The organism is Nocardioides luti (genome assembly GCF_014212315.1).
Classification (GTDB): Bacteria; Actinomycetota; Actinomycetes; order Propionibacteriales; family Nocardioidaceae; genus Nocardioides; species Nocardioides luti.
Map to the genome: position 1 here is coordinate 1,924,931 of NZ_JACKXE010000001.1, position 14,953 is coordinate 1,939,883.

Annotated in this window: 10 protein-coding genes and 1 pseudogene; 5 read left to right on the top strand and 6 right to left on the bottom strand. The window is 63.0% G+C overall.

The window, feature by feature from the left end; all coding sequences use genetic code 11:
• Positions 1–78 precede the first annotated feature (78 nt).
• From H5V45_RS09280 to H5V45_RS22930, 3 genes are all read right to left on the bottom strand, one after another.
• On the bottom strand, positions 79–1,053 hold the full coding sequence (locus tag H5V45_RS09280; RefSeq protein ID WP_185252664.1) for a hypothetical protein: 975 nt from the start codon (positions 1,051–1,053) through the stop codon (positions 79–81).
• Positions 1,054–1,160: 107 nt separating this feature from the next.
• Positions 1,161–3,008: a hypothetical protein gene (locus tag H5V45_RS09285; RefSeq protein ID WP_185252665.1), complete on the bottom strand. Its 1,848-nt coding sequence runs from the start codon at positions 3,006–3,008 to the stop codon at positions 1,161–1,163.
• Positions 3,009–3,538: 530 nt separating this feature from the next.
• The gene (locus H5V45_RS22930) at positions 3,539–3,877 is read right to left on the bottom strand and encodes a helix-turn-helix domain-containing protein (RefSeq protein WP_484549468.1); all 339 of its coding nucleotides are present in this window, start codon (positions 3,875–3,877) and stop codon (positions 3,539–3,541) included.
• Positions 3,878–4,388: 511 nt separating this feature from the next.
• On the opposite strand from H5V45_RS22930, the gene H5V45_RS09290 reads away from it, so the two are divergent.
• The 5 genes and pseudogenes from H5V45_RS09290 to H5V45_RS21855 form a co-directional block, all read left to right on the top strand.
• A complete protein-coding gene (locus H5V45_RS09290; RefSeq protein WP_343061490.1) occupies positions 4,389–4,781 on the top strand; it encodes a Gfo/Idh/MocA family protein in 393 nt (130 codons plus the stop codon).
• 930 nt (positions 4,782–5,711) lie between these two features.
• Positions 5,712–5,897 (top strand): YegP family protein, encoded by a 186-nt coding sequence (locus H5V45_RS22830; RefSeq protein ID WP_185252667.1) that lies wholly within the window; start codon positions 5,712–5,714, stop codon positions 5,895–5,897.
• A gap of 140 nt (positions 5,898–6,037) precedes the next feature.
• Positions 6,038–6,352 carry a hypothetical protein gene (locus H5V45_RS09300; protein ID WP_185252668.1) on the top strand — a complete coding sequence of 105 codons (315 nt, stop codon included), beginning with the start codon at positions 6,038–6,040 and terminating at the stop codon, positions 6,350–6,352.
• A 907-nt stretch (positions 6,353–7,259) separates the two neighbouring features.
• A complete protein-coding gene (locus tag H5V45_RS09305; RefSeq protein ID WP_221633964.1) occupies positions 7,260–8,768 on the top strand; it encodes a SulP family inorganic anion transporter in 1,509 nt (502 codons plus the stop codon).
• A 140-nt stretch (positions 8,769–8,908) separates the two neighbouring features.
• A pseudogene (locus H5V45_RS21855) lies at positions 8,909–9,109 on the top strand (IS3 family transposase); the annotation flags it as partial.
• Between the two features lie 164 nt (positions 9,110–9,273).
• Here the strand turns inward: H5V45_RS21855 and H5V45_RS09310 are convergent.
• The 3 genes from H5V45_RS09310 to H5V45_RS09320 all read right to left on the bottom strand — a co-directional run bounded on the left by H5V45_RS09310 (position 9,274) and on the right by H5V45_RS09320 (position 14,939).
• Positions 9,274–10,608 (bottom strand): APC family permease, encoded by a 1,335-nt coding sequence (locus H5V45_RS09310; protein WP_185252669.1) that lies wholly within the window; start codon positions 10,606–10,608, stop codon positions 9,274–9,276.
• Positions 10,609–11,958: 1,350 nt separating this feature from the next.
• A complete protein-coding gene (gene betA / locus H5V45_RS09315) occupies positions 11,959–13,677 on the bottom strand; it encodes a choline dehydrogenase (protein ID WP_185252670.1) in 1,719 nt (572 codons plus the stop codon).
• A gap of 224 nt (positions 13,678–13,901) precedes the next feature.
• Complete coding sequence (locus H5V45_RS09320; protein WP_343061491.1) at positions 13,902–14,939, bottom strand: 2Fe-2S iron-sulfur cluster-binding protein; 1,038 nt, start codon at positions 14,937–14,939, stop codon at positions 13,902–13,904.
• Between the last annotated feature and the right edge of the window lie 14 nt (positions 14,940–14,953).

A 14,953-nucleotide genomic window follows, 5' to 3' on the forward strand; every position in this document is an offset into this window, starting at 1 on the left:
GTGGCCGCATCCGTGCCTTCCGGGGAGCGGTTGTCGTGTCATTGTTGAACCTCCTAGGTCGCCATCGCCCGCAGGCGATCAGAACAACGGCAATTGGTTGGCGCCAATCGCCCACGGATCACCACTCGGCGTCGCTGCCAACGCAAGAAGCGTGCGTGCGGCATCGCCGACCGTGAGACCCGACTCGGCGTACGTCGACGCATACTCGTCGACCTCTGCGAGCGAGTACCTGGCCCGCAGGACGTCACGGAGATCGTTGTCGGAGATCTCGTGCCTCGCGACAGCGGCCTCCCACGAGGCAACTTCGGCCTCGGCGACCTGGCTCCTTGCATACGTAACGAGCCGCTGGATCGGTACGCCTGACTGGATGGAATTCCGGGAGATTCCCCACCGGAGAACGTGGTTTAGGTCGGCGTCGCTGATACCGCGTTCCGTGACAATCGCCTCCCAAGCCCTCGCCTCCCTTACGGGGACCTCGCTTACACCGAGGTACAGCCTTCCGCGTTCGGCGGGAAAGTCGGACGTCAGCCAGTCCATGACCGTGACACCCCTGTATCTGTCTTGGCTGAACACCTCCCGCATGTATTGGCTCGTTTCTTCCAGCGGGCGACCAGCCGCATAAATCTTGCTGGCCATCTCGGCATCGAGCCCGAGCGCGAAGTAGGTGCTCGCGGCGACAGGCGGGACCCCGGCGTCGCAGTATGTCTGCAGGACCTCGAGTGCTTGATCCGCATCGGAGCGGAGATGCCTCAGTTCGCGCCCACACATCTTCTGGCTCCAGGCGTTTACGACCTCTTGACCGTAACCCGCGCCGATGAGTGCAGCGACTAGTCCCGGCTGTAGGGGCAGAACGTCGAGGATCGACTCGATCAGATCCCTCACGGCCCCTCCGGGCCTTCCGGAAACGCCTGAAAGGCCGGGGAAGAGGGGACAGGTGGCCTCGAATGCAGGAACACCAGATGCGGGGTCCCGCACCATCCGGCCGTCGCTGTCGCGCAGGCGGTCCAGCACAATCGAGAGCGGCATCGGGAGGTCACTGTGGTCGTCATACATGGATGATTCCTTCGTGGGTTCGGGTCTGGCTCGGGTCGCGTTCGGCGCGATCGCTTTCCCTGGTATCGGCACCATTTCCGCAATGCCGTACCTGACCCCTCGCTGAGCTAGGCGCTCGCGTCGTAGGGCGCGGTCAGCGCATGGACATCCGCCCGCAAGTACTGGCGCTGCTGAGTGAGTAAGAGGGTTCGACCGCCGACGCGATCGCCGTACACCCGCTCGAACTGATAGGGCGCGAGCCCCAGCGTGGCCGCAGCCTCAGCCGCTGCCATGTATAGGTGGCTCTCAGCCTTCTCCTTGCCGAGCATCGCCGCAACTTCCACCACCTTGTCCGGCTCGTAGGCCCAGCGGGCCCCGCCGTCCTTCTCAGCGACCAGTAGGCCCCGCTCGCGAAGACGCTTCACATGGTGACTCGACGTCGCCAGTTCGTGGGCGACGTCGCTCTCTGTCAGGTGGGCTCGGCGTCGTTGGCGCCGCTCCACCTCCGCGTACACACTCGGCCCGGACACCATGATTCGCTTCTCAAACTTCTTGACGCCCGCGCGATGTCGCCAACATGCGACCTCGTCCTCCGGCGCGTAAAGCAGATGCGCCTTCCGCAGAAGCCAACCGACGTGAGTCTCGTGCACATTCAAGACAGCGGCTGCCTCCTGCACGGTCATGTGTGAGGCCGTCCACCAGTCTTCGCTGACCACCAGGTCACCGGCCTGCTCTTGAATGACTTGCTCCCAGCGGTCAGCCACCGCGACCAGCTCCTCATCGGGCAGATCGAAGTAGTGCTGGACGGTCGTGAGTGAGCCACCAAACTCTGCTGGTGTCTGGTGGCCTAGGTAGCCGCTCCACAGTTTTCCGCGGATGTCGCCGATGCCGATGACCGTCGATCCGGCCTTCCGCAGGAAGTGGCGGCCGATCCTGAATCCCATTGTGTCGTAGTCGAGGCCGGCCGACCGGAGGGCGGCGTCCCACCGGTCGACGATCACGGTGCTGCGCGGCTTCGGCATGTCAGGGGTGCTGATGAGGCGCCGTTCCAGCCAGGCCACCTCCTCCGACGGCTCGGTCGGCCGGCATCCGTGGTTGGCATCGATGTGGCGGTCGATTACCTCGGCGAAAGCCCCCGCCACAGGGATCTTGCGACGACTGCTCTTGTTCTTGAGTCTTCCGTCAGCCTCGTCCGGCCGATAGGGGTCTCGTTTGCCTTCGTTCTTCTTGAGGCCACCCTGCCTGCGGACGTGCAAGGTCTGCCCTTCGGGGTCCCAGTCTCGTAGCTCAAGTCCGAACACCTCGCTGAGGCGGAGACAGCCGACATACATCAGGAAGACGGCCAGTTGCATCCACTGCGGAAACTGCGCAGCGAGCATCTTCACTTCATTGACCGTCAGTGGCCTGGGTTGGACTCGATCACGCGGCTGGAGCGGGGCGTCCTGATGGTGCCCAACAACTCCCTTGGCCACGTTGCCGTCGACCACCTTGCATTCGATCGCGTGGTCGCACGCCATTCGAACGAGTCGGATGTACTCGTTGGCTGTTGAACGCTCCAGCCGGTTCTCGTACAGGTGGAATGCGAACTCCTGGACTCGCGGGCGAGTGAGGTTGCGGATGTCGGGGTTGCGGAAGAAGCCTCCGTACTTGGCCCACTGCGCTCGCTGCTTCTTCGGTACGCCGTCGTCTTCGAGATGCTTGTTTGCCTTATGGGCGACGATCGCCGCCTCAACGAGATCATCGAGACGGGTCGGGATCGACGGATCGAGGGCTACTCGACTCGATCCGACGTAGGTCTCCGCGAACTCGTCCGCAGACGGAGCCAGTGCACCGGCCGCCCAGGCAGCGCTGATCGCAAGCGAGTAGGCGTTCGCCTCTGCAAGCGTCCCAAACGAAGCACGGATTTGGTGGTTACCGCGCTTTCGCTGGACCCGGTAGGTATCCCCGGTCTGGGACACCCCCAACTGCCCGGTCATGCTGCGACCGCCCTGGCACCCGTCGAGCTGGGGCGACGTGCACCAATCTGCACCGAAGAGGCGGGATGTTGCTCCAATCCTGCGCCGGTAGGCGTGCCATCGAGTGCGTTCGGCGTGCACCAATTGGCACCAGTCTGCGTTTGCAAACTTGCAAACGCAGACGAGAAATGCGGCGACTCGTCACTGGGCACCGAACGCGCCCCCACGGCCGAAAAGCGTGCCTGACCTGCGGATACATCTTGAGCGGGCACCAACCCGTTAAGGCGCCAGCGCGACCGAGCGTTCCCTCATAGATGTGAGAGAAGACCAGTACACGTCCAACTCCGCAGGTCAGAACCGTCTGCCGTGGACGCACTAGTGCAGAGCAGAAGTCCTTTGCAACCAGACATGCAAACGCCATGGCCGTTGACGTGACGGATCGCAGGCATCCGTAGGGTGCCTGCCGCCGGCCGCTAGACGCGAATTCGAACTCCATGCTGCCGTCTATCGGCGCACTCCTACAGGACCTTGACCTCAGCTCGAGGTGGTCTCTACGTAGAGTCGGAAGTGTCACGGCAACAACGCGTGCTCAGCAGCATCCGCCGCAGATCCGCGTTGTGAGCGCGTAGCACCCGGAGTTCAGCAAGCGCCACCCTGAGCTGTCCGTTCACATCCGACCCATCGGGCACACGAGGGTCCGCCCGCACGAGATCAGCCGATTCGAGGTCCTCCACTGGAATAAGCCATGGCCCGCCAGGGCCGGAGCCTGCCCCACGGTGCGCGCCAGGAAACGCTCCATCCGACAGCCGCCGCTTGATCGTGTCTCGGGAGCGGCCCGCTAGCTGAGCCGCCTGAGCAATTGAGACTGACCTCCCCTGAGCACCTTCCATCCAACTAGAATACCATCTATATATGGCCCCCCAGACCAGCGCGCTGCACGCATTTCTACAATCTCGGCCGTCAAGCTGGATTGCTAACAACCCCCCTGCGGACCGCCGCCTTCGCTAGCGGCGCCCGACTGGACTCAAGCCAGGCACGCCCGACGCGACTCGACCTTCTGATCCGTAGAGGTCGATTCCTCGGCGCACGCCGGCTTCCGAACGCGCTGATCGGTGAACTCAGTGCCGATCGGTGCCGACCGGTTCATTCGACTGTGCCCACAGCGTGCCCACCTGACGAATCCGGGCACCCACGATCAGCCGAGCACGCGCACGACGTCGGCCACTCGGATCACTGACGAGCGTGTGCCAACCCGAACCCAGGTGTCCTCCAGTGGATGAACGGGAGCGCACGTACCGTGAGTGCCGACAGGATGCGGCCATGACGCTCACCCTTCCTGTCGAGGATCAATTTCGTGGACCGTAGGAGCGACTGCGACGATCTAGGGAGTAGTGGGAACGGGTGACATCCGCCAGCCGGTTCGCTGATGCGATGACCCGAGTCGAGGATGGCGAGATCACTGCCGTCACGTCACGCACAAGAGACTCTGCGGACTCGTTCGGAGATCAGTGGAACGTGACGGGTCGCTATACCGATCTCGACGCCATGCTGGCCGACCCAGCGGTCGAGGCGGTGTACGTCGCCACCCCGCACCCGCGCCACGTGCACGACGCAATCCGCAGCATGGAGGCCAGGAAGCCGGTGCTGTGCGAGAAGTCGATGGCCATGAACGCCTCCGAGGTCCAGCGCATGCTCGACGCAGCGGCTGCGAACGGCGTCTTCCGATGGAGGCGATCTGGAGCCGGTTCCTTCCTGCCTACCGCAAGCTGTTCGAGCTGCTCGACGCAGGAGTGATCGGCAGGGTCCTTCAGGTCGAGGCCGAGTTCGTCTTCCCAATACCGGAAGATCCGACTCATCGGTTGTTCGATCCAGATCTATGCGGCGGCGCCCACGGTAGACGTCCAGGGCGGCGATCCCAGACGATCGAGGTCGCTTTGCGTTCGCAACTGTTCCCACGGTGTTTCCAAGTTCTGGCCTGCGCATCAGTCCGGCTGCGCATCGGTCAAGCTGCCGCCGTATATCCCGATGAGCCGATGAAAAGCGGCCAGCGCGTCCTCGGGTTGGCGGGCGTTGGGCTGATCCAAGTTGCAACTCGAGTCCGATGGCCACGGCGTTCCATCTCAAATATTGGTCTGGGCGCCAGCGGGGCTTGGCGCGAACCTTCGGACCCGAGCCACCTATATCTTCATTGTTGAGAGTTCGCAGAGGTGGGATCGACGGTGGGTCTATGCGTCTGCCGGATGAACTTGTTCTACCGGACGGCTCGTGCCGCTATGACGTAGGTCTCCTACCCGTCAGTCACTAGCGGGACGCCGGTTCGGCGGCCATAACCTGCGATGCACGTCGGCGGCTTCATCGCGGCTCCCGAAGCCCGATGGGGTCGTCGACGGCAGTCAATCTGGCCAGCGTTTTCCTTCCATTCGTGGGCCAGATGCGGGCCGTGACTTGGCGGGTGTACCGCACGGGGGTCACGGCCCGGACTGACTCAAGCCTGCCGTGCCGTTGAGAGTGGGAGATGGTGAGGACCGTTCGCGCGTTGACCATGCCGCCTGAGGTCCATTCGGCGGTCTTGAACCGAGTGCTTACGGCAGTCGGAACAGAACTGCTCGACCTTGGCGCTAACCGCGTGCTGGGCGCAGTAGACCAACCCGCCCTCACTGTCATGGCCGACCTGCCCGACGAGTTCGCACTGGCGTCTTGGCGCAGCGCCGACGGAAGCACCCAATGACGGCAGGGCTTGTTGCGGTCTTCGAGGTGTCCCGCTTTGCCGGAACCCATCGTTGGATACTGCGCAATTGGGACGGCGAGATTCTGGCGCAGAACGGTGGATACCTCACTCGTGGGGCCGCAGTCCAAGACATCGAACGTCTGCGCGTAGCGACGGTCACGGCAAACGTGGTTGAGGTGTGATCGCAGGTGGTCGCACCGACTCAGATGCTCAACGGTTCTGTCGCGCCGGTTATTGGGGCTCGATGGGCTGGCCGCAATGTCCGGACGCGATCGGCAGAGCTGCTCACTCTTAGGCGCGATCCCCCACAGGATCCAACTCGTTGGAATTTGCGCTGATGGCATTTCGACGAGATGCAACCGTGGCGAACCTGATGCGCACGGCTCGCCAATTAGTCGCGGACAAGACAGCCCGCGAGGACGCCCTACTTCGAGTAGCCCAGATCAGCACAGACCCAGCAGAACTCGGCATTGCGGCAGGCCGCTCACTCGGCCGCTGGCAGGCCCTCCCATTCTTCAATCAATGGGACGAGGAAGCAGCACAACTACTGGTCCGCGCCGGCGCCGACAAGGAGGTCATGCAAGCGACGGCCGACGAAACCGTGAGGCGCCTTCGCAAGTACATGAGGCTCGGTTGACCTCACCGCGAACCCGTGACGTTCGACAGACCCCACGATCCGGCTGGCGCGCTCAGCCCACGGCGGGGCTGTCATTCGGCCAACTTGTCCTGTCGCGATCCCTTTGTCGCCACTCCACCGGATGGGTCGTCGTGTTGAGCACGGTCTCCGAGTGTCCCTGCGCCGACACGGGCACGTCGGCCCTCTCGGCAGTTGACCCACCCAACCTCTCGGCATCTACATTCGCGGCTGACTTCCGGCGAACCCGCGAGTCTTCCACCGCTTTCGAGGTGTCCCGAGTGCGATGCCGCCTGGCACCCAGGCAGGCCCACCGTCAACAAATAGAGTGCACGGCTACCTCGGCGTCGGCCGAGTTCTTCAGGTCAATCGTCCACCCAGCGGCTCGATGAACTGGGAGCGGGTCGTGGTCGGGTTGAGGACGCGACCTACGGAGTGGACGCCCAGCACCCGCGGCGCCCGGATCTCGCCCGTCCACGGGTTCACCCTCGCGAAGGCGGCGCCGAAGGAATGCCAGGCTTGCTGATCAATCGACAGAACTGCACTCGGACCGAATCCGCCCTTGGCAGCCCAGATTCAAAGGCCGACGATCTGGAGCACTCGCAGCCCGCCGCTCAGAGCCTGACCCTCGCAACAGCACCTCTTTGAAGAAGCGAAGGGCAGTGATCGACATCCCCCTGCAAGTGGCTGAGAGGAGACACCGGCAACTTGCCGTGCTGGCGTGTGCCGACTAGCATAGAAACGTGCTCGATGGCACGACAGGGCTCGCCGGCGCCGAGGTTGAAGCTCGGCGGTGTGCCATCGGTCCGCTCGTCGCGCGCTGCCTCGCTCGACGGCGTTACGGCGACAGCTGCATGGTGTTGAGCCCCCGCGCGTGCCAAGTTGCCACCCTCGCACGGAGAAGATCGCGTTGCCGAACCGCACGAGAGAGTTGACGCAGCAGACGGACGTGCCGTCGGTCCGTGGCGCTCTTCGCTCACCGAAGCTGTTACGCACCGAGCTACTGGCCGGATTGGTTGTTGCTCTCGCCCTGATTCCCGAGGCAATCTCGTTTTCAATCATCGCTGGAGTCGACCCTCAAGTTGGGCTATTCGCGTCGTTCACCATGGCTGTCGCTATCTCGTTCCTCGGCGGCCGACCCGCGATGATTTCGGCAGCTACCGGCGCCGTCGCCCTCGTAATCGCACCGGTAATGCGCGACCACGGCTACGACTACCTAATTGCGACCGTGCTGCTCGGCGGACTCGTCCAGGTCACGCTGGCGCTGCTTGGGGTAGCACGCTTGATGCGGTTCATACCGCGATCGGTCATGGTCGGCTTCGTCAATGCTCTCGCGATCCTCATCCTTGAAACGCAAGTTGATCACCTCGTCGACGTCCCTTGGACTGTCTATGCCCTGACGGCCATCGGCATCGGCCTGATCGTAGGCTTTCCGCGGGTGTCCCGCGCAGTGCCTGCGCCACTCGTGGCAATCGCGGCGCTGACCACGTTCACGCTGCTCGGCGATCTATCGGTCCCGAACGTGGGCGACGAGGGCAAACTGCCGCACAGCCTGCCGAGGTGGTTTGTGCCCGACGTGCCATTCTCTCTTGACACGTTGGAAACGATTGCCCCGTACGCGCTCGCGATGGCAGCGGTCGGACTCCTCGAATCATTGCTGACGGCCAAGCTCGTCGACGACATCACCGACTCGCGCTCCAACAAGACACGCGAGGCCTGGGGCCAGGGAGTAGCGAATCTTGTCACCGGCCTCTTCGGCGGGATGGGCGGCTGCGCGATGATCGGACAGACGATGATCAACGTGAAGGTGTCGGGAGCGCGCACGCGACTTTCCACCTTTTTCGCGGGTTTGCTGCTACTCGTTCTGGTGGTCGGCTTCGGCGACCTGGTCGCTCTAATTCCCATGGCGGCGCTGGTCGCAGTCATGATCATGGTCTCGGTAGGAACATTCGATTGGCACTCAATCCAGCCAGCCACTCTGCGACGGATGCCGGCATCGGAGACGATCGTCATGATGACGACAGTTGTCGTGACTGTGATCAGTCACAATCTGGCGATCGGAGTTGGTGTCGGCGTCTTGACTGCCATGACGCTGTTCGCGCGACGAGTCGCACATTTCACCCAGATCCACCGCCAACTTGCTCGTAACCGGGATGGCAACGTCACGGCGATCTACCGAGTTACCGGAGAGCTGTTCTTCGCGTCGAGCAACGAGCTGTACACCCACTTTGACTACGCCGGCGACCCCGATCAGGTTGTCATCGACTTGTCTGCATCGCATATCTGGGATGCCTCGACTGTCGCGTCCCTAGACGCCATCACCACGAAGTACCAACGTCGAGGAAAGGCTGTCCAAATCGTCGGGCTCAGCTCGGCGAGCGCCGAGCGCCACAAGCTCCTCAGCGGGTTCCTGCCCTAGATCGACACCGCAGACAAGCGACTGCGTGATGCTCATCGAGGTCGTCCGCGTGCCATCGTGACCGAGCGTCCTCTCCCCGCGGGCCAGAAGGATGGTTCTCGACGATCAACCCCGCCATCCGGTCGGGCGGCGCTGCGCACGCCATGGAGTCGTTCTTCTCGCTGCTGCAGAAAGGCCGTTCTCGACCGCCGCACCTGGACCACCCGGGAGGAGCTACGGATCGCGATCGTCAGATGGATCGAGCGGGACCTACTACCTGCCGGAGACAGGCCGGCCTCGGACGATTGGCCCCGATCGAGTACGAGTTGATCATGACGACAACCGCCACCCAAGTGGCCTAACCGAAACTGTCACCAGTTCGTGCAGCAGACCCAAACGAGCGGCGCCCGCAGTGCGAGAGCCCGGGCGCCGCTTGAGATGCCGGATCAGCGCACCGGCATAGGAAGGCTCCCGCGCAGAGTGCTCCCGATTCCGCTTGGTCGCGGCCGGCACTTCCTGGCCGGTCTCACTCGCGACCGATTCGCGCGTACACCTCCGGCCGCGTGCACTTGAGGATGATGGCCCAAACCAGCCCCAGGAGGGTTACGCCAAAGATCACCCCAAGCAGCACGGCCTTCGGCGTGCCGGTCGCACCGGTGAGGACGGTGAAGTTCTTGGTAGCGAGCACGAAGGTCACGAAGAGCGCGACCAGGGCGATGGATGTTGCGCACACCGCCGCAGTAGCTTGCCCATGCGCGCGGTCGCGCAGGAGGAACACCACAATGGCGAGCGCAACGATGGTCAGGAGCATGACCAGCGCGTAACTGAACAGGCCGGCCAGTCGGGCGTATAGCGTCCCTGGATCCGGATCAGCAACCACGAAGAACACCAGGACGCCGAGGGTTGCGATACTCACGACAATCGATGCTCGATGCGGCGACACGTACCTAGGGTGCGCCTCACCAAGTTTGCGGGGAAAGATGCGGTCCGCCCCGAGATTGAACAGGTAGCGGGACGTGATGTTGTGGGCGGCCAGGACGAGCGCCAATGCGCTGGTGAACAACAGGATCGTCGCGATGTCGTACGCGAACGTACCGACGTAGTCCCTGACGGATGCGGACGAGGCCCCGGCAGGATCGTTAGTGACCACGTCCATGATGACGTCAGCGCCGTAGGCGTTGATGAAGCACCACGCCGTGAGCGTATAGAGGACGACCATAAGGGTGATCACGCCGTAAGTGGCGGTCGGGATCGTCCGCTTTGGATTGCGCACCTCGTCGCGGAAGATCACCGTGGCCTCGAAGCCGCCGAAGAGTCCGATGGCGAACAAGAAGGCGATGGGAAGGGAGCCGGAGGAGATCTGGTCACCTGTGAAGGAGTCGAATCCGATGCCGTTCGCTCCGCCCTGGGCGAGGACTGAGATGTCATAGGTGAGGATGAGGAGCAGTTCGGCCGCGAGGAAGTATGTCAGGACCTTCGCAGAGACGTTGATGTTGAAGTAGCCGAGGATTGAACCGAAGACCAACATCACGAAGGCGAACACCTGCCACGCGATGTCCGGGCCATCGAAAACGCCGGTGATGACAGTTGCCAGAGCGATGCCGCCAAGAGCGTAGGCAGCGATGAGGGCCAGGAAGTACGTCGTCAGTGCTGTGAATCCAGCTGCTAGTCCGACTGTCTTGCCGAGCCCCGCTGTGATCATTGCGTAGAAGCCGCCCGGCTTGTCGAGCCTGTCGCTCATCTTGATCAGACCGACAGCAAGCAACGCGACCACGAGGCCTCCGGCGAGGAAGGCCACCGGGGTGCCGACGCCGTTACCCAGAAGCACGCATGCCGGGAGGAAACCGATGAACACGAACATGGGGCCGTTGTAAGCCCAGACCGTGAAGATGACTTCTAGGACGCCCATACGTCCGCGGAGTCTCGTCGAGTCGTCGAGTTCGTGGCGCCCCTGCTCCACGGGGCTAGCCGTCGCGCTCATTGGCGAACGCTGCGATCGCACTGGAGGAACGACAGGCCGCGGGCTGCGGCAATCCTGATGGTGTTGAGCCTCGTCACTTGAGGTCCCTTCAACTGGTCGCTTCGCTAGCGGCGAATAACGAGGAATTGACAGTTGTGCCGATCCGTTGCCGCTCGGTGAACGAGACTTGAATCAACATGCTGGGTAGCATGTGCTCATGCTGGCTGGCACGTCAAGAGTTCCGCGTGTAAATCCCCAAACCGCATCGCCGACCTCGTGATTCCGTCAACAGGGCAGCTGTGACCCGACGAGTGGCCTCGCCTCCGCCCGAGCCGCACCCCTTACGAACGACGTCGAACTCCCACGTGCTTCGAGCGAGGCGACCACCGACGATGGCCAACTGCAGTCATGGGGGCGCTGGTCGCGACCGGCGCCCACTCTTCACGGGCACGAGGTCTGAGAAGTGCCGCCTCAGAGGCGCCGGAGCGAGAGTCGAGAGGCCGCCAGTCGAGAGCTCGTCGGTCGGCATCTCGAGATCTGGCAACGCATGAGGTTCGGACAGTCGTGCGGACGGCCGGGGCGAACGCTGCCGTGCCGATTGCGATCACCGGGCCCAGGTGCGCCCGGCGCGCAGTGGCCGTCCCAGATCGACCGTTAACCGTTCCGGCCCGGACAAGGCACGGCCCTGAGCGGCACACGGATCCCGCCAGGTTCGCCGCTGTCGTACTCAGCGCACGCGGGTGCCCGCGCAGTCCAGCAAGACCCTCGGGGCGGGAGCAACTAGCACTAGCGAACGCCCCCGGCCTTCGAACTGCTGTGGCCCGCATGCACCTGGCCAGGTGCGGCTCCACCACGCGAAACAGCAGTGACGAGGCGCGGTTCGAACCCGAGCGACGCACCGAGACATAGGTCTGGGGGACCTTCTCCGTCTCGATCGCCAGCATCATGCAACGGCGTGATCACCGGGGCTCCAGGATCAATCGATGGGGCCTTCGCGGTGAACGCGTCGACAGTCCCAGGTTAGGTGGCCGGGCCCCGAGATCAGCCCGCGCCAACCCTGCATTACTGCACAAGTGCTTGATGCAGTTGATCCCACCCCGACGTGAGCCGACCTCGAACGATCGTTGAGCTTCAGAAGCAGATTGAGGACTACGGGCCGCCGCTGCCGCCTGGGCTCCACCGACTTCTGTCGTGCCGACGGCGTTGGGCTTCCGGTCCACTCACCCATGGATCGTAGGAGAGCCCGCGTCGCTAAGCCGTCCCGACGACATCCGTCGGGAATGCACTCCTGTCGCCGGAGACGCTCGGTGGAATGACCTCGGTCTCCTCTACTTCGTGGCGGTAGAAGGGCAGCTCCACCGGACGCAGGGTCTCGTTTCCGAGGATGAGGTCTGCTGCCCTTTCAGCGACCATCATGACCGGCGCATAGATGTTCCCGTTAGTGATGTAGGGGAATACCGAGGCGTCAACGACCCTCAGGCCCTCCACCCCGTGGACCTTCATGGACGACGGATCTACAACGGACAACTCGTCAGTGCCCATCTTGGCCGTGCCGCAGGGGTGCAGAGCAGTCTCGCTGTCCTTCGCAACCCAATCCAGGATTTCCTGATCCGTCGCCACTGTCGGGCCGGGCGAGATCTCGCCGGCATTAAATGGTTCGAACGCAGGCTGCGTCAAGATGTCTCTTGCGACGTGGACCGCTTCGACCCACTCGCGGCGGTCCTTCTCGCTCGAGAGATAGTTGAATTGCAAAGCCGCGTGCTGCAGCGGGTCGGCGGTCTTGAGCTTGACCGTCCCCCGAGAGTCCGACAACGTCGGGCCAACGTGAACCTGGTAAGCGTGGACAGACGCCGGCACAGATCCGTCGACGCGAACTGCCAGCGGCAGGAAGTGGAACATGACATTGGGCCATTCGACCTTGTCGTTGGACCTCACGAAGCCGCCCACCTCGAAGTGATTCGTAGCAGCCGGACCCGTGTGTCGTAGGTACCATTCCAGCCCGATAGCCGGCCGCCGCTTCATGGCGAAATCCGGGAGTAGAGACACCGGCTGCTTCGAGGCGTACTGCACGTACACCTCCAGGTGGTCCTGAAGGTTCTCGCCCACGCCTGGCAAATGATGCTTGGGCTTAACACCAACGGCGCTCAGTTCCTCCGCGTTGCCCAGTCCGGAGAGCTGCAGCAGCTGAGGAGTGTTGAACGCGCCGCCGCACAGGATGACCTCGCTAGCGCGAGCAGACCGGTTCTTTCGACCGGTCACATACTCGATGCCGACCGCGTGCGATCCCTCGATGAGGACCTTCGTTGCACGCGCGCGCGTCTCGACCGTCAGGTTGGGACGACCCATGACCGGGTGCACGTATGCACGCGCCGCCGAGAGGCGCTTCCCGTTGGTGATGTTGCGGTCGAACCTAGAGAAGCCTTCCTGCCGGTAGCCGTTGAAGTCCGACGTGATCTGGTACCCCGCCTCCGTCGCCGCCTCAAGCATCGCACCGAACAGTGGATTCTTGGCAGGAGCTCGCTCCATGATTAGCGGCCCAGAATGACCCCGGTAAGAGTCGTCGTCATCAGCTGCGATGCAGGTCTCAAGACGACGCAGGTATGGGAGCGCATGAGCGAAGTCCCAAGACTCCATGCCGGGGTCTGAGGCCCAGCGTTCGTAGTCGAGCGGATTCCCACGCTGCCAGATCATGCCGTTAATCGCGCTTGAACCGCCAAGAACCTTGCCGCGCGCGTGGGCGATCCGCCTACCAGCGAGGTTGGATTCGGGCTCGGACTCGTAACACCAGTCGTACCGCTTGTTCCCCAACAGGAACGCCATCGCCGCGGGCATGTGCAGCAAAGGGTCCCAGGAGTAGTCAGGGATCCCCGCTTCGAGCAGCAGGACCCTGTTGCTGGGATCGGCGGAGAGGCGGTTAGCGAGGACGCAGCCTGCGGCCCCTCCGCCGGCAATGATGAAGTCGTACGTCACGTCGGTGCTCCTCACGAATAAATGGTGAGCCGGAGTTGCCAGAGAATTCAATCCTGGAACCGAGACCCGGTCGAATGGTGGTTCGCGGTGACGTACTCAACTTTGAATCGCGAGTAAGTGAAGCTCATCGCGTTGTCGCCACTGCCGCCCTACGTCGACGCGTAAGACGACGAAGCAGGGTTAAATTGTCGAGCTCAATAGTCAAGAAAAGATCAGCACTTTCCTTAGCCCGCCTCGGAGAGACTTGGCGCTGCCTCAACGAGAAACTTCTCTGCAAATATTCGGACCGGAGCGCGCCCCTCCGAACGTATGTATCTGTGCACGGCCTCGACCATGACGGGCGGGCCGCAGAGATACAGATCGGATTGCTCGATAGCAAGTTCCGGCGAGAAGAGATCCGTGACCAGTCCCGCAGGGCCGCCCTGTTTCGGGTTGGCAATTCGGTATTGGAAGTCAAACCACGGGTGGCTCGCCTTGAAGGCCTCCAGCTCCTCTACCTTGACGAGGTCCTCATCGTTCGTCACACCGAGAAGGAGTGTCACCTGCGGATGGTCCAGACTGCCTGCCCTACTCTCCAGCATGGCCAGGAAGGGCGCGAGGCCGGTTCCGCCCGCGACAAATACGAGGGGCCGCTGGATGTCGCGAAGGTAAAACGCGCCCTGCGGGCCGTGAATGTCTACCGGATCGCCGACCGCCGCCGAACCCGCCAAGTACTGCGACATTCCACCGTCGGGCACTAGGCGGATAAGGAACTTGATGAAAGGTGTACCCGGCTGATTTGAAAACGAATAGTTCCGTGCTCGGTCGAGACCTCCCGCCTCGAGACCCGCGTACTGACCGGGCAGGAAGTGCATCGGGGATGAGCTACCGGTGTCGATGACCACCTCAGCGGTGGACGAGCTCAGGATATTCACCTGCTGGATAGAGCCAGGCACGGCCCGCTTCGACAGTCCAGCGACCGTGGACGCGACGGGCACGCGGACCACCATGTCGCTGAGGGGCGTGGTCTGACAGGCGAGGATGAAGCCTTCCGCGGCTTCTTCGTCGGTCAGCGCCTCTTCCAGGTAGTCGTCCGACATCGTGTAGGTCCCGCTCTCGCAGAGCGACCGGCAGGTGCCGCAAACTCCGTCCCGACAGTCTGTCGGGATGCGAACCCCAGCCCTGTCTCCAGCGTCGACCAACGACTCTCCGTCGTTGCAATCGATAAAGAAGGTCGCGTCCTCTTCGAAGGTAAGGGCGATCCTATGACTCAAGACGCGCACCTCCCAGTCTCGCG

What these genes read in the sequence shown, in the direction of transcription:
- H5V45_RS09280 (WP_185252664.1), bottom strand. Translation starts at nt 1,053, where the DNA reads ATGTATGACGACCACAGTGACCTCCCGATGCCGCTCTCGATTGTGCTG.
- H5V45_RS22830 (WP_185252667.1), top strand. Translation starts at nt 5,712, where the DNA reads ATGACGGCAGGGCTTGTTGCGGTCTTCGAGGTGTCCCGCTTTGCCGGA.
- H5V45_RS22930 (WP_484549468.1), bottom strand. Translation starts at nt 3,877, where the DNA reads ATGGAAGGTGCTCAGGGGAGGTCAGTCTCAATTGCTCAGGCGGCTCAG.
- H5V45_RS09310 (WP_185252669.1), bottom strand. Translation starts at nt 10,608, where the DNA reads ATGTTCGTGTTCATCGGTTTCCTCCCGGCATGCGTGCTTCTGGGTAAC.
- H5V45_RS09285 (WP_185252665.1), bottom strand. Translation starts at nt 3,008, where the DNA reads ATGACCGGGCAGTTGGGGGTGTCCCAGACCGGGGATACCTACCGGGTC.